Raw genomic sequence first — 16034 nt, forward strand, 5'->3', positions numbered from 1 at the left:
CTTTGCATCGCCCCTCCCGTTTTGGAGAGAGGCGATAATCGTAGAGTGGTGTGAGTCGCGGCTATTTTGGCTGCCACTGTTTAGAGGTGACGAGGGTATCCATCACTTTGTTTATCGCTTGGTGCGCTTTGTCGACAATAGTGTCGATGTCATTACGGTTGGCGATAAGCGGTGGCGCAAAGCCAAGGATGTCACCATGTGGCATGGCGCGAGCGATTAACCCTTGCTCTAAACAGGCTGCCGCGATTTGCGGACCCACTTTCAAGTTTGGATCAAAGTGTGCTCGGCGGAGTTTGTCTGAAGAAAACTCCAACGCATGCAACAAGCCAACGCCACGAGTATCACCGACCAATGGGTGGTCGTTAAACGTCTCCGCCATGCGTTGCTGCAAGTAAGCGCCGACGTCGGCTGCGTTTTGCACCAAGCCTTCACGTTCAATGATATCGAGGTTGCAGTTCGCGGCTGCCGCTCCCATTGGGTGACCGGAGTAGGTGTAGCCGTGTCCGATAGCGCCCCATTGGTCGGTGCCGTTTTCTAGCACACTCCAAACGCGCTCACCGACGATCACGCCAGACAGCGGTTGATACGCCGAAGTTAACCCTTTCGCTACCGTGATGAGATCCGGTTTCATGTCGTAGTGCAGCGAGCCAAAATCGGAGCCGAGACGACCAAAGCCACACACCACTTCATCCGCAATCAAGAGTACATCGTATTTGTCGAGCACTTTGCGAATCGCCTGCCAGTACCCTTCTGGTGGTGGCACAATACCGCCAGTACCGAGCACTGGTTCTGCAATCATCGCTGCGACTGTTTCTGGGCCTTCTTCCAAGATCATCGCCTCGAGTTGATCCGCGCAATATTGAGAGAATTCAAGCTCAGACATGTTGTCGTCTTCACGGCGATAGTAATACGGCGCCATGGTGTGCTTGATGCGCTCAAGGGGTAAATCAAAATGCGCGTGGAACAGAGGCAGCCCTGTCATTGAACCCGAAGCGATACTTGAACCATGGTAGCCGCGGTCACGGGAGATGATCTTTTTCTTCTCTGGTAGACCACGGGCATTGTTGTAGTACCACACCAACTTAAGTTGCGTTTCGTTTGCATCACTGCCGGACATGCCGTAGTAGACTTTGCTCATGCCTTCAGGCGCCATTTTGATGATGCGATCTGACAGTGTCACTAGTGCTTCGTTCGTATGGCCGACGTAAGTGTGATAATACGCCAGCTGTTTGGCTTGTTCATAAATAGCCTCGGCCATTTCAGTCCTGCCATAGCCAATGTTCACACAATACAACCCGGCAAAGCCGTCTATCAGCTCGATGCCTTCTGAATCGGTGATGCGTATTCCGTTTCCGCTCGAGATAATTCTTCCCGAAAGCTCCCCAGCCGCATACTGCTTCAGGTGGGTTGAGGCATGAAATACTCTCTGACGATCGATCTCTAAAAGTTGTTGGGTTTTATTGCTCATGATCCTTCTCCTCGAATAATTGGATATCCATATTTTGTGCCTTAACTGCCACTGACGGTTGGTAAAGCGCCTAAGCAGCAGTATTTGATTTCACTGTATTCTTCAAAGCCGTGGCGACTGCCTTCTCGTCCAAGCCCTGACTGTTTCACGCCGCCGAATGGGATAGGGTGACCAGTCATCTTGACCGAGTTCACGCTCACCATGCCAAATTCCAAACCACGCATGCAGCGCCAAATTTGGTGAATATCGTGACCATAAACATAGGCAGCTAAGCCGTACTCAGTGTCGTTGCTCATTTCAATCACGGTATCTAAGTCTTGGTAAGGCAATACGCCTGCCACAGGACAAAAATTCTCTTCGCGATACACCGCCATGTCTGGGGTGACATCGGCCAGCAATGTCGGCGCGAAGAAGTTTTCGCTTGGTACGGGCTGGTGGTATCCCGCGACCAATCGCGCGCCTTTGTCGAGTGCGTCACGCACCAAATCATGCGCTTTATCCACCGCAGCGCGATTGATCAGCGGCCCCATGGTGGTTTTTTCATCTAAACCATTGCCTAAAACGATGTGGTTCATTTCTTTGGCAAACGCTTCCAAAAACGCTTCGTACTTATCGTCAGGGACGAAGATACGGTTTGCGGCCAAGCAGTCTTGTCCTGCGGTTTGAAACTTGGCATCCACGGCGGCTTTGGCTGCTTGCTCGACATCCATATCTGGCAGCACGATGAAAGGGGCATTACCGCCGAGCTCCATGCTGCACTTCTTCACGGTTTGTGCCGCGTCGCGCAGCAGCAACTTACCCACCCGAGTTGAGCCTGTGAACGAGAGTGCTTTGACTTTATCGGAGTGACACAAGGTTTGTGACACCATCACCGCATCACCAGTGATCACGTTAAATACACCCGGCGGAAAGCCAGCTCGGTCTGCTAATTCTGCCAAGGCTAATGCGGAAAAGGGCGTTTCACTGGCGGGTTTGATGAGCACCGGACAGCCTATCGCTAATGCTGCGGCGGCTTTGCGGGTGACCATCGCATTAGGAAAATTCCATGGGGTAATCAGTGCTGCGACACCAATCGGTTCGCGCACCGTCGACAGCTGCGCATTCGGAATGTGACTTGGGATGGTTTCGCCATAGCTGCGGCGTGCTTCCTCTGCAAACCAACGAACAAAAGAGGCGCCGTAGTCTATTTCACCCAAAGCATCAGCTAATGTTTTGCCTTGCTCCATAACCATCAAACGAGCAAGATCTTGTTGTGATTCTAAAATCAGATCGTACCAACGCATGAGAATTTCAGCGCGTTCTTCTGCTTGCATTTTTCGCCATTGACGAAAGGCTTGATCAGCTTCATCAATCGCTTGATAGAGTTGCTGCTGAGATAGCTTGGTAATGTAGCCGATGACCGTACCATCCGCCGGATTATTCACCGGATGAAATTGTTCACCACTTACCCATTTGCCGTTGACGTACGCTAAACCTCTCACCAAACGTATGTCTTTCATTATCGCCATCATGTCGTGCGAGGCTTTTAATTCCTCAGCATGTAAGCTGTGCAGTGCTGTCATGAGTCCTTCTCCCAGCGTCGTTGTCCATAGTTAAACTGTAATGGAGAAGTGACCGAAATAATTTCTGATGCCGAGGTTTAAACCATCAAAACTTTCTTTTCCACACCGTTAGATATGGTGATTTTTCTGGTCGTCTTTTAAGCGTGTTTTCCCTTTTAGAACAAGGCGTTTTGGTTCACTCCTAATGTGCCGGCATCACGTTTGATTGTTTTCGTCACGATGTAAGTAAAGTAGCGCTCAATACCCACTTCTGACTCTAACCAGTTGTCGATAAGCCGTTGGTATTGATCTATATCTTCCGACTGAATTTTGAGGATGTAATCGACACCGCCGCCTGTGGCATAACAATCCGTGACTTCTGGTGAATGTTGAACCAGTTGCTCGAAACGCTTGAACGCTTGGGCACTGTGTTCTTTGAGCGTTACTTCAACCATGACCGACGTTCGTTTGAACAAAACATCGGTATTTACTTTTGCCCCGTAGCCTTCAATGATGCCTGCTTGTTCCAGTTTTTTGACACGCTCCCAGCAAGGGCTCACAGATAGGTTAATGGCCTCGGCAAGGTGAGATTTGGTAATACGGCCATTGTCATGCAGTATTTGTAGAATTTTTACGTCGTAGCGATCGAGGCGCATGATGCTTCTCCTTTTAAACGATAAAATAATTCGTCTTATCCATTATCTTCATCAGACTCGATGTTGTTCGCAATGACGGCGACGGTATCACCCATATTTACCATGGCAGGAAAACGGCGTGCAGCAAAAATACCATTGCGTTGCGCTTTATATTCGGTAGGAGGCGTCCCCGTACGTTCGATTGGGTAAATTCTCACCATCACATCGCCTTGTTTGACATGATCGCCAAGCTCAAATAAGTATTCAGTGATGCCGTGGTGCTGGCTTTGCACATAACAACTTGCATCTGGCATATCTAGCAACTTGGTTGGCTGTGCTGGTTTTTCGTACTCACCGGGTAAATTACCTGAAAAACGTAAGAAGTTACGGATACCGCGATCGGCGTAAGCAATGGTTTGTGGCGTACTGGTTCCACCGCCTCCGAGCTCTGTGGTGACAAAGATTTTACCTTGAGACTCCACTGTTGTGTCATACAGGCTGGTGGCATCCATTTCGAGCAATATCATGGTATAAGGCGCACCAAACAGGGTTGCACCTAGGATGCATGATTCTTCTTGAACGGGGTTGCCTAAGCGGTGAGCGGCGGCGAAAGGCACAATGTCTAATGTTTTACCGCCAGAGTGAATATCCAGCGCAAAATCACACATTGGGACAAGATAACGGGTGAAGTAATCCGCAATTTTCTCGGTGACTGTACCAGCGGGGTTACCGGGAAAGCTGCGGTTCAAGTTGCCTTTATCGATAGAAGAAGTACGAGAAGCATTTTGTACCGCGGGTAAATTCATCATGGGTACAATAATAACGCGACCTTGTATTTGTTCTGTTTGAAGCGAGTTTGCCAATTTGAGCAAGCTCGTAATCCCCTCATATTCATCACCGTGATTCCCACCAGTGAGCAGGGCCGTTGGTCCTTCTCCATTTTTAATCACGGTTATTGGGATCATGATGCTTCCCCAAGCGGAGTCATCATGGGAGTACGGCAGGGTTAAAAATCCGTGCTGCATACCTTCTCGGTCAAAGTCGACGGTGGCTGTGATCGAGCTATTTTGCATAGCCAGTCCTTTTGGTTTCAAGCTCAGTGTTTGATAAATAAATGGCGCGGGAAATCACACAGTGTTTTTGCGCCATCACGGGTAATGACGATGCTTTCCGTGGTTTCTAGGCCCCAATCCTCGAACCATAATCCAGGCATAAAATGGAATGTCATGCCTTCTTTCAGCACGGTTTTATCGGTATCACGCAAGCTCATGGTTCGCTCGCCCCAATCTGGCGGGTAACTCAGACCGATAGGGTAACCACAACGCGCGCCCTCACGCGAGAAACCGGCTTTATCGAGAACTTTGTTTAGTGCATTGGCGATGTCAGCGCAGGTATTGCCTGGTCTCGCAGCTTCTAAGCCGACTTCCAGACCAAGCGTGAGCGCTTCATCTGCACGTTTGAATTTATCATCGGGCTCACCAAGAAAAATGGTGCGAGAAAGAGGGCAGTGGTAGCGACGATGGGCCCCCGCAATTTCGAAAAAGGTGCCTTCGCCTTTTTTGAATGGTTTGTCATCCCAAGTTAGGTGTGGCGCGGAGGCATCCGATCCCGATGGTAAAAGCGGTACGATTGCGGTGTAATCGCCAAAGTGGTCTTCATGACCAAGTACGGCTTGGCGGTTAATCTCTGCAACTAAATGATGTTTAGGCAAACCGGGTTCAATCATATCGAAGGCGACACGGTGCATGTTTTCTACAATGCGTGCGGCGCGGTACATGTAAGCCAGTTCTTGATCCGATTTGACGGCGCGGCACCAGTTGACAAGGCCAGTGGCATCCAGCAATTGAGCATTGGGTAAGTGTGTAGTGAGTGATTCGTACGCGGTGGCACTGAAGTAGTAGTTGTCTTTTTCTACGCCGATACGACCACGGTCCCAAAGGCGAGGGGTGAGTATGGCTTCGACGAGAAAATCCATGGGATGCAACGGTGGGTTCATCACATAGTGATCGGGGTAATAAGTGATGTTTTCTGCCGCCATGTAGGCGGTTCTGTATGCGCCATTTGCATCTTGGCAACGGCCAAACCAAACGGGTTCTCCAGATGATCCCACCACAACGCATTGCGGCACGTAAAACGACCAACCGTCATAGCCTGTCAGCCACGCCATGTTAGAAGGATCATGAATGATGAGCATATCTAATTGCTGTTCTTCCATCGACTGGCGAACTTTTGTTAACCGATCCTGGAATTCATCCAGTGTAAAATGCAAAACAATGCCTCTCATATGCTCTCCTTGCTAAAAATCCGACGCCTTATCGGCCTTCGGAGACGTTGAGGTATTGTTACCTTCTATCAGGTCAGTCAGACCTGCGTTTACCGCTCTTGCACTCACTATTGCGGCTGTATTTTGGGTTAAACGATGACATCTAACCGGCTTGTGGGATCTCTGTTTCTCATGGCAATTATTACAATTGTGGCTCATTTTTGTGCATTACACCGCATTTGGTAGCTAATAAGTCATCAATTGTTAAGTTTAGGTTACAGGTGGTGCTGGGGGAAGCCATTAAAATACGGTGTCATGACAATTTTTCTGAAGCCGATCATCCTTTCAAGCACTGTCAAGTACATCGCTATCGGTGATTGTCTTGTTGAATGTGTGTTGTGTAGTGGCTATTTAAAATCAGGCACTCGACTGCTCACGCATCGTGAATTGGGCGCAAGTGTTCAAACCATGAGGCATGCTTATGGTTATGCAGAGAAAAAAAGGGAGGGGGCAGAGACAAACGAGGTTATATTCAGCATGATCTATCTGTGATTGCAGAAATCCTTGATACAACCCGCCAACTTGCCACTTTCTGGTCTGAGCCGGACGCTCAGACCGATTTTCTGCGAAAAGGGCAAGTTGAGAAGGTCTTTCTGTTCACTTGATGGTCATGAAAAGAGTGCCTTTTATTCATATCGTGGTTCAGTCAGAGTCAGTATGATGAAAGAGACCCGTAATTAAACCATTGAGTCCGCTTAATTAGCGACTTTCGCACGGCGCTGGGCAGATGGTTTATTTCCTGCAGGTTTCGTGCTGTTCGGCTTGCGGTTACCAGACGGTTTAGCACTGCTGTTATTCTGATTGCCAGTTGGCTTGCTGGTGTTTGGTTTGCGACCGTCAGGTTGACTGTTTGCGCGACCTTGACCTTCGCGATTACCTTTAGGCTTACCAGCGGCGCCTTGGTTTGCCCCATTTTTGTTACCGTTGAAGCGACGCTTAGGTTTGTTCGCGCCATTTGATTCTTTAGCGTCTGTAGATTGTGCGTTTCCACCGTCGGCTTTTTGCGTTTGGGGTTTTTTAGGCTTCTTCGGTTTAATTGGACGCGTATCCAGTTTTGATTCTGGCACTGCATTGGTTGGTGCGAAGCCTGCAAGCTCTTTGCGTGGCAGTAGCTGTTTAATTAAGCGTTCAATGGCGAAGAGCTCTGGTGCTTCAATGGCACATACTAGAGAAATCGCTTTACCCACCTCACCCGCACGTCCAGTACGGCCAATACGGTGAACATAATCTTCAGCCACTTTTGGCAACTCAAAGTTCACGACTTGAGGCAACTGAGGAATGTCGATACCGCGCGCCGCGATGTCCGTTGCTACCAAGACTCGAATCCCACCCGATTTAAAATCGGCCAATGCTTTGGTGCGCGCGGCTTGGCTTTTGTTGCCATGGATCGCGGCTGCAGGCAAACCTTGCTCGATCAAGAATTTCGCCAAACGGTTAGCACCGTGTTTGGTACGCATGAACACGAGGACTTGTTGCCAATCACCATCGTTAATCAATTTTACCAACATGGGCGCTTTTTTCTTAGCATCTGCTGGGTAAATGCTCTGTTCTACCGTTCTTGCTGTAGAGTTCGCCGGGCTAACCGAAATCTCAACAGGGTTGTTGACCAAGCCTTTGGCTAGATCGCGAATCTCGTTAGAGAACGTTGCTGAGAACAGAAGATTCTGGCGCTGTTTTGGTAGTAAATTAAGAATCTTACGAATATCGCGGATAAAGCCCATGTCCAACATGCGATCTGCTTCATCTAGGACTAAAACTTCGAGTTGGTCAAACTTAACTGCATTTTGATTGAAAAGATCCATCAAGCGACCCGGCGTCGCCACTAATACATCGGCACCTTTACGTAGACGTTGCATTTGCGGGTTGATCTTCACACCACCAAACACGACCGCACTTGTTAGAGGAAGATGGCGACCGTACATGGACACGCTTTCTTGAACTTGAGCGGCAAGTTCACGTGTGGGTGTCAGGATCAAAGTGCGCACTTGATTGCTACGAACGCGAGGGCCGTTAGATAAGCGTTCAAGAATGGGCAATGTAAAGCCTGCCGTTTTACCCGTACCAGTCTGTGCTGCCGCCATGACGTCTTTCCCTTCCAAAATCGCTGGAATTGCTTGAGCCTGAATTGGGGAGGGGGTGTCGTAGCCTTTTTCCTGAATTGCTTTAAGGATTGGAGCAGATAGACCTAACGAGGTAAAACCCATATATATGATTCTCAATTGTCGAGTTGGATAACAACGCATGAATTTAGATTCTATGCGAAAAGTCCGACATTCTGAGGCTTTTACGTGTTTGCTTCAACTAATTCCGTATTTGATCTTGATCTCATTTTATCCGTACATACATATTTACGGTGATAATAAGCGTTAAGTCAAATTAACTGATTGTTTTTTATAATATTTAACTTGCGAGAGGTGATGCTAGTTCGGTTGTGACGTTTTTCTCTTTTCAGTTGTATATTTTTAATGTGATGAACAACATTTATGGTTTTGAGAGTTCATAAAATGCCCTTAAAAAATAATTATTTCTATTGGGTCGGTGACCGACTCCCAGAGCGCTCGTTTGAGACTCTAATTAATGTCAACAGTGTGGAGGAAATACCTACAGGGCTTGGAGGGATGGTGTGCATTGCCGAGCAAAACGCTCGGCAAATTGATGAGGCGCTATCCGCCTTTTATCAGCAGCCGGGGAGATGGTCATGGGCGGTGTATGTCACGCAAGAAACGGCGTACTCAAGATGTGTTACGGATGGTTTATTCGACGAAGAAAGGTCGATCAATGCATGGCAAGCGATTCAGCGCAAGCTTGATACGATGGATGAACTTGAATGGCTAGACCCAATGATTGGTTGGCTCGGAGTGAATCGGCAACGTAGAGTGAAGGCAATGAAAAGCCTTGAATCAACACCGATATATTCATATCCGATTATCGATGTTCTGTTTCCTGATATTTATTCGACGTACAGATATGTGCTGTCAGAACAAAGTCGTGGAGTATTAGAGGCAGAAGAGCTGGTTGATAGAATTCGCGTGTGCTCACAGTGCAATAGTGGCCACCTCAATTATGTCGAAGTTTGCCCAGATTGCAGTAGCATTGACATTGATACTCAAAGCTCTTTGCATTGCTTCACTTGCGGTCATGTTGGCGACCAACAAAGTTTTCAACGCCGCGGTAAGTTAGAGTGCCCTAAGTGCTTAACGCAGTTGCGTCACATCGGGGTCGATTATGATCGCCCGCTGGAAAACTATGTGTGTAACCGTTGCACTGGCTTATTTGTCGAAGCAGCAACGAGCTGCCATTGTTTAAGTTGTGATGCGAAGATGAAGGTTGAAGAACTGGTGGTCCGTAAAATTCATCAGTATCGACTTGGTGACGTTGGCGAGTACATTTACCAGCATGGCAAATCAATTCAGGCCCCTGAACTCTCGATAAAAGGAAAAGTAGAAATTAGCTTTTTCCAAAACTTACTTACTTGGCTGAATAAGGTGGCATTGAGACATCAAGAGCACCATTTGTTGCTGGGGTTACATTTACCTACGCTCAATGAATATGGTCAGCAGTATGGTGATGCAAAATTGTTCTCGTTAATGGACCAGTTGACACGCCGGTTGAGCGGAATGTTCCGTGATACCGATATTTGCTGTCAGTATAAACAAGACGTGCTGCTCGTACTCATGCCCAACACAACAAACAAGAGTTTGACGGTTCTGCAAGAGAAGCTATCTAAACTTGGAGAGCTTATCGAAGACAAAGAATTTGAGTTGAATGTCTTTGCTTGGGAGCTACCCAACCCAATTATAGAAGACGGGGTGTCCGGCTGGATTGAGTCACTAATAGGTGAGATCTATGTTGCAAGATAGCTTGGTGCTGCTCGACTATCTTGGTGGGATGTTACTGCATAACGAAGATCTGTGGCTGCTGGTATTCCCGGTCATGATCGTCATCGAACTGCCATTGTATTTGCTGGTATTAACCGGGATTTTTCGTTGGGCGTATGTCCCTGAAGAGCAAGCCCTGACTTATTTCCCATCGGTGAGTATTATCATTACTTGTTACGGTGAAGGTGAAGCGATAGGCCTTACCATCGATACGCTGGTTGAGCAGGTGTATCCGGGGCAGATCGAAATCTTGGTGGTGGTGGATGGGGCCGTGCAAAACCAAGAGACCTACCAAGCCGCGCTAAATGGCGAAAAAAGGCATGCGAGGGTACGTAACCGCAAAGTGCGTGTTTTACCTAAGTGGCAGCGTGGTGGGCGAGTTTCTACGCTCAATGCTGGTTTGTCGGAGGCTCGCGGCGAGATAGTGATCAATGTGGATGGAGACACTTCGTTTGATAACGATATGGTTTTCACCATGATGCAACAGTTTGCCAACAAAGAGGTTGTTGCCAGCGGAGGGGCATTGAGAGTTCGAAATCATAATGCGAACTTACTCACGAAGATGCAATCGCTCGAATACATGCTCTCCATGCAAGCAGGTAAGACAGGAATGGCAAAGTGGGGAGTGCTGAATAATATTTCAGGGGCATTTGGCGCGTTTCGGAAAAATCTATTGAAGCAAGTGGGGGGGTGGGATACGCATACCGCAGAGGACCTAGACTTAACCATGCGTTTAAAGCAATACAAGCGGCGCTATCCGAATAATAAATTAGCGTTTGCCAATAATGCAATTGGGCACACAGATGTCCCCGATACCCTCAAAGGCTTGGTATTACAACGACTGCGTTGGGATGGAGACCTGCTGTTTTTGTTTTTACGAAAACACAATGAGGGCTTATCTCCGACGCTCTTAGGGTGGGGAAACTTCTTGTTCACTTTAGTTTATGGGGTGATACAGAACGTTTTATTGCCACTGCTTGTCGTACTATTTTGCGTATATATGGTCATTGTATATCCAATTAAGTTTGTCCTAGCTCTGATGTTGATGCTCTACCTTGTTTATCTCTTTTTGTCGGCTTTGCTCTTTGTTGTGTATATCGGTTTGGTATCAGAGAGAAAAAAAGAAGATTTAAAGTCAGTGAAATGGTTATTTTTTTATCCAGTGTACCAATTCTTTATGCGCTTAATTACCGCCTTCTCCATGGTTAACGAAGTGGTAAGGCGAAGTCATGAAGAATCGAGTATGGCGCCTTGGTGGGTATTGAAGCGAGGTAAAAAGTTTTAATATGAAAGTTAACTTTTACTTAGATAAAAGGCATAAACCGCAGTCGGAGAGCGGCATGAAAGTCGTCTACGGGCAAGCAAAGCGCGGTGGTTACCGGCTTCGTTGGTATCTGATTTTAGCCATTGTTATTAGCCCTCTTGTATTGATGGCTTACTACTTGTTTAAAACTCAAATTTTAGTCACCGCTCCGGGAGTGATTACCTCTTATCCATTGGTCGTGACAGCAACGCGAGCTGCCACTGTGGGACCCGTTCCCGTGGATATCGGCTCTGTCGTGGCGAAGGAGCAATCACTGATATTGTTACAAGATAATGCGTTAAATAAAGAAATTGATTTTATTCAAGACGAGCTCGTTGAGCTTTCTAAAAAGCAGGTGCAAAACACGGATGAGCTATACAAAAGCGCGATTGAAAGCTCTGAAGCGGGGTTGAAAAAAGTCGAAGAAATTCAGAAAAAATACGATGTATACAGAGAGAAAGGGCAAGTTTCTGAAGTGGATTATGCAGCCATTGTCAGTGTTAATAACACTCTGAGCTATCAGTTGAACAGCCAGAGAATCGCTTATATGGATGCGATGCGCGACCTTGAAGAGTTAGAGCTCGCGGGCCCTGTAGCGCAAGAATACCGAGCATTAATGCGCGAGCTGGTGGTGAAGCGTGCTCAACAAGAAAGCCTGACCTTGCGCTCTCCGATAAATGGGCGTGTGCTGGATATTCACGTACATGAGGGGCAAAATGTGGCAAAAAATACACCTATGCTTACGATTGCTCGTAATGTGACACCAGAAATCATCGCTTTTCTTAATCCGAAGCATCTTGAATACAGTCAAATAGATAAGAAAGCGAAAGTGGTGTTTCCCGATGGCCGAAAGTTTGCAGCGACCGTATCTCAGCCAGTTGAAGTGGTGAATAAATTACCTCCTGAACTGCAAAGTCCTTTTGAAGGCCAACCTGCTTATTTAAAAGTGACACTAAGTTTTGATGAGCCGTTAGAAAAAAGCCGCTGGATTGAAGGGGTAACCATCGAAGTTCGCTTTTAACGTCAAAAAAATAGATGGGGAGCGGATAGCGCCTCGTCTTTTGGCTTCGTAAATAAAGTTATATGCTCTTCGCATGCTCTAAAAACGCAGTGGTCAGCTTTTGAAACAGGGTGTCAACCGACGGCCTTGCTTTGATATGCTTAAACAACGAAGTGTGGACATCGCCTCTAATGTCATCGTCATGACCGCATAGTTGATTGCATAGTTGGACTGGTTCTACAATCTCATTAACCTTGGCGTCTATCAGAATACAGGCTTGGGATAAAATGACTTGGCCACCCCCCTTCTTAAGCAAAACACGTTGCGCGGTTCCGACCACTTTTTGTCCTGCGATGTTTAGATTGTATTCGCCATCGCAGTATGAATAAGGCGTTGCATGCACATCAACGTTGACCCCGAGTTGCTCGAAAAACACTGTCAGTATTGAACACAAATCAAGGTAGGCTTTTTTAATATCGTAAGGTTTATCTTCTGGCCAGTGATAGATGTGGGACAGATTAATAATGCCAGGAACTTGAGGCACTGGCGCACCGCCCGTTTTGCGTGAAAACAACTTCCACCCTAACTTATCGAGCGTTAGTTTTAATTGCTCTGAGACGAGCCATTTCTTGCCTGCTGGTAACACCAAGGTTGGACTTTTTACTTGCCAAAGCAACAGTACTTGCGACAGTTGATTTGATTGGACTTGTTTCATTAATTCACTTTCTTTTTCAAAGACATCAGCCACTTCCGTTGCAACATAGCGAATTAGCTTATTTGTAGAAACCAAACTCTATTCCTCGTACGCTTTTTATCGCTTCATTTGTAGCTCAGATATTGCGGCATTGCTAGATGCATGATCACTCTTTAGATTTTTAGCTAAATCGATAACGGTAACGTTGCTCGCCTATTCGTTGCACGATGAGCTTGGTACAACAGTGCGCGAGAAGCGCGTCCATTAGGTAAAAGCCGCAAATTGCCAGTCACTTCAGTTGCGCCATTAAGACACAAAAATGACAACGTGTCATAGAGGGTTCAACGAAGTGAAACACAATTGTCATATTCGGATTCTAAAGTGAGCATCGTTCGAGTGAAACACAACGGCAATAACGCCACTTAAGGAAATTGTGATGAAAAAGACAGTAATCGGTGCAATCGCACTTCTAGGCGCAATGGCAGTAACTCCTGTTTCTGCTAAAGAAACTATCTCTGCAGTGGGTTCTAGCAGCGTAACGCCACTGATGGAAGTTTTCTCTGAAACATACATGAAGAAGAACCCTAACGTATATATTGAGGTGCAAGGACCGGGCTCTTCCGCTGGTGTGAAAGCCGCAAAAAATGGGTCAGCAGACCTTGGTATGTCTTCTCGTAACCTAAAAGACTCTGAAAAAGAATCAACACTAATCGAAGAAGTGGTTGCACGTGACGGTATCGCAGTGGTTGTTAACCCACAAAACAAACTGCCTGGCCTAACCGCAGAACAAGTGACGGCTATCTATAAAGGCGAAGTTTCAAACTGGAAAGAAGTCGGTGGTGCAGACAAGCCAATTGTGGCTATCACGCGTGATACGGCTTCTGGTACTCGCGGTGCATTCGAAGACATCATGTCGTTAAAAATGAAAATTTCAGGTAAGAAAGTGTCGGCTATCTCTCAACGTGCTCAAGTTGCAAACGGTAATGGTGCACTTAAAACAATGGTTGCTTCTAACCCATATGCAATCGGTTATATCTCGCTAGGCACAGTAGACAACACGGTTAACGCACTGGCAATCGACGGTGTGGATGCGACGGTGGCGAATGTTAAGAGTGGTTCTTACAAGGTCGCTCGTCCATTCCTTGTTCTTTACAAAGAAGGCAAGCCATCAACAGAAACTCAAAAATTCCTAGACTGGATGTTAACTGAAGATGCGCAAAAGCTTGTTGACCAAAACGGTTACATCTCAGTGAATTAATTTTATTGGACTCTTAAGTTTGCTCAGTCCGCCATTTAGGGCTGAGCCTTTTCTATTCATCGTGTTCATCGGCAAAAACCAGAACCGTGAGATATTTTAAATGACCATCGCAACAAATAGTGAAAAGCTTATGAATACTAAAGCTATCAGCAAGCCCGGCCTACGCGAGAAACGTCGTGTAGATTGGAGAGAGCGGATCTTTCACGGCTTGTTCCTGACCAGTGCCGTGATCGGCATCGTATCCTTAGCCGTTATCGCCTATTTTATTGTTCGAGAAAGTATCCCAGCGTTCCAAGAAGTTGGCGTATCGGGCATTATCTTTGGCCAAAACTGGCTACCACCGGCGTTATACGGTGTTGCGACTATGATTGTTGCTTCTGTTGTATCAACTATTGGCGCGGTTATTGTTGGTGTGCCTATAGGGGTTTTGACTGCAATTTTTATCGCAGAAATCGCACCGAAGCGTCTTGCGAATCTTATTCGTCCTGCGGTTGAGCTGTTAGCGGGTATTCCTTCCGTCGTTTACGGTTTCTTTGGTTTGGTTATCATCGTACCGTTGATTCAAAAAATCTTTGATGTTCCTGCTGGTAATACCATTTTGGCGGGTATCATCGTGCTCGGTGTGATGATTCTACCAACCGTTATTACGGTATCTGAAACGTCAATTCGTGCGGTGCCACGTGCCTATAAAGAAGGCTCCTTGGCATTGGGCGCATCTAAAATCTACACCATTTTTAAATTACTCGTTCCAGCGGCTCGTTCAGGCATCATGACTGGTGTGATTCTGGGTATTGGTCGTGCACTCGGTGAGACAATGGCCATTATTATGGTGATGGGGAATGCGCCTGCGATGCCAGAAGGCATTTTAGACTCTGCGCGTACGCTGACCGCCAACATTGCTATCGAAATGTCTTACGCCAGTGGTATCCACGCGAATGCTCTCTACGCGACTGGTGTGGTGCTTCTGGCCTTCATCATGTCGTTGAACGCAGTATTGCTTTACCTCAATCGAGAAAAAGCGAAGTAATCGCTCGTTAAAGGTGACTATTATGGATCGCGCAAAACTAAAACAAGCTCGCCAGTTCAAAGATAACGTCTTTAACGTTTTCGTTTGGATTTCGGCGGGATTAACGGTAGGTTTTTTGTTCTGGATTATCTGGTACATCCTATCAAACGGTCTACAACATGTAGATTGGGATTTTATTACTGATGACTATACCCGTACTGGTGAAGAGCACGGCATTTTCCCAATGATCGTGTCGACCATCTATATGGTTATTGCATCTATCGCAGTGGCCGCGCCGCTGGGGATTATGACGGCAATCTACTTAACCGAGTACGCGAAAGTCGGCAGCCGTTTGGTGAAAATTATCCGATTCTGTACCGAGTCGCTGGCGGGGATCCCGTCAATCATTTTCGGCCTATTCGGTATGACTTTTTTCGTCGCCATTCTTGGTCTTGGTTTCTCGATTCTGTCGGGGGCACTAACACTGAGTATTCTGATTTTGCCGGTGATCATCCGTACCACAGAAGAAGCGTTAATGGCAGTGCCACAAACGTATCGCGAAGGCTCTTATGGTCTTGGCGCATCAAAAATCTACACTATCTGGCGTTTGATCCTTCCGAGTGCAATGCCAGGCATCTTAACCTCGATCATTCTAAGTATTGGTCGTGTCATTGGTGAGTCGGCTCCGGTATTTTTGACCGCAGGTATGGTGGCGCGTATTCCGGATTCTTTGTTGGACTCTGGTCGGACGCTAACCGTTCACCTCTACAAACTGACGACCGAACTGTTTACTGTTGAAGAATGGAATCAGGCTTACGGTACCGCAACCGTGCTTATCGTTGTTGTTCTTTTGATCAACATGGTGACTAAACTGATTGCACGACGTTTTAATACGGCAACTTACTAACAATACGAATTAAAAACGCAC

At 46.9% G+C, this 16034-nt stretch carries 13 protein-coding genes; 6 read left to right on the forward strand and 7 right to left on the reverse strand.

The features are described from left to right. Window positions 1-61: 61 nt before the first annotated feature. The 6 genes from ATG66_RS01380 to ATG66_RS01410 all read right to left on the reverse strand — a co-directional run bounded on the left by ATG66_RS01380 (window position 62) and on the right by ATG66_RS01410 (window position 8171). On the reverse strand, window positions 62-1468 hold the full coding sequence (locus ATG66_RS01380) for an aspartate aminotransferase family protein (RefSeq protein ID WP_098413624.1): 1407 nt from the start codon (window positions 1466-1468) through the stop codon (window positions 62-64). 41 nt (window positions 1469-1509) lie between these two features. Next, complete coding sequence (locus ATG66_RS01385; RefSeq protein WP_098413625.1) at window positions 1510-3030, reverse strand: NAD-dependent succinate-semialdehyde dehydrogenase; 1521 nt, start codon at window positions 3028-3030, stop codon at window positions 1510-1512. Between the two features lie 155 nt (window positions 3031-3185). Next, window positions 3186-3665: an Lrp/AsnC family transcriptional regulator gene (locus ATG66_RS01390; protein ID WP_098413626.1), complete on the reverse strand. Its 480-nt coding sequence runs from the start codon at window positions 3663-3665 to the stop codon at window positions 3186-3188. A 35-nt stretch (window positions 3666-3700) separates the two neighbouring features. Then, window positions 3701-4717: a N(2)-acetyl-L-2,4-diaminobutanoate deacetylase DoeB gene (gene doeB, locus ATG66_RS01395; RefSeq protein WP_098413627.1), complete on the reverse strand. Its 1017-nt coding sequence runs from the start codon at window positions 4715-4717 to the stop codon at window positions 3701-3703. Window positions 4718-4740: 23 nt separating this feature from the next. Continuing rightward, entirely contained in the window at window positions 4741-5928 is a 1188-nt protein-coding gene (gene doeA / locus ATG66_RS01400) for an ectoine hydrolase DoeA (protein WP_098413628.1), read from the reverse strand. Window positions 5929-6662: 734 nt separating this feature from the next. Beyond that, window positions 6663-8171, reverse strand: a complete 1509-nt coding sequence (locus tag ATG66_RS01410; protein ID WP_098413629.1) for a DEAD/DEAH box helicase — start codon at window positions 8169-8171, stop codon at window positions 6663-6665. Between the two features lie 300 nt (window positions 8172-8471). Here ATG66_RS01410 and ATG66_RS01415 point away from each other — a divergent pair, with 300 nt between their 5' ends. Genes ATG66_RS01415 through ATG66_RS01425 form a run of 3 tightly spaced genes read left to right on the forward strand, consistent with a single transcriptional unit; the run spans window position 8472 to window position 12169 of the window. Then, a complete protein-coding gene (locus tag ATG66_RS01415; protein WP_179885562.1) occupies window positions 8472-9827 on the forward strand; it encodes a diguanylate cyclase domain-containing protein in 1356 nt (451 codons plus the stop codon). Next, the gene (locus ATG66_RS01420) at window positions 9814-11130 is read left to right on the forward strand and encodes a glycosyltransferase family 2 protein (RefSeq protein WP_179885563.1); all 1317 of its coding nucleotides are present in this window, start codon (window positions 9814-9816) and stop codon (window positions 11128-11130) included. The genes ATG66_RS01415 and ATG66_RS01420 overlap by 14 nt, the downstream gene beginning before the upstream one ends. Before the next feature lies 1 nt (window position 11131). Beyond that, window positions 11132-12169 carry an HlyD family secretion protein gene (locus ATG66_RS01425; protein WP_098413632.1) on the forward strand — a complete coding sequence of 346 codons (1038 nt, stop codon included), beginning with the start codon at window positions 11132-11134 and terminating at the stop codon, window positions 12167-12169. 58 nt (window positions 12170-12227) lie between these two features. On the opposite strand, the gene ATG66_RS01430 is transcribed toward ATG66_RS01425, so the two are convergent. Continuing rightward, complete coding sequence (locus tag ATG66_RS01430) at window positions 12228-12938, reverse strand: lipoate--protein ligase family protein (RefSeq protein WP_098413633.1); 711 nt, start codon at window positions 12936-12938, stop codon at window positions 12228-12230. 340 nt (window positions 12939-13278) lie between these two features. On the opposite strand from ATG66_RS01430, the gene ATG66_RS01435 reads away from it, so the two are divergent. The 3 genes from ATG66_RS01435 (at window position 13279) to pstA (ending at window position 16013) form a co-directional block, all read left to right on the forward strand. Continuing rightward, entirely contained in the window at window positions 13279-14100 is an 822-nt protein-coding gene (locus ATG66_RS01435; RefSeq protein WP_098413634.1) for a phosphate ABC transporter substrate-binding protein, read from the forward strand. Window positions 14101-14200: 100 nt separating this feature from the next. Further along, window positions 14201-15127, forward strand: coding sequence for a phosphate ABC transporter permease subunit PstC (gene pstC, locus ATG66_RS01440; protein WP_098413635.1), 927 nt, complete (start codon window positions 14201-14203; stop codon window positions 15125-15127). A 22-nt stretch (window positions 15128-15149) separates the two neighbouring features. Beyond that, a complete protein-coding gene (gene pstA / locus ATG66_RS01445) occupies window positions 15150-16013 on the forward strand; it encodes a phosphate ABC transporter permease PstA (protein WP_098413636.1) in 864 nt (287 codons plus the stop codon). The last annotated feature ends 21 nt before the right edge of the window (window positions 16014-16034 follow it).

Source organism: Vibrio sp. ES.051 (assembly GCF_002563795.1).
Lineage (GTDB): Bacteria > Pseudomonadota > Gammaproteobacteria > Enterobacterales > Vibrionaceae > Vibrio.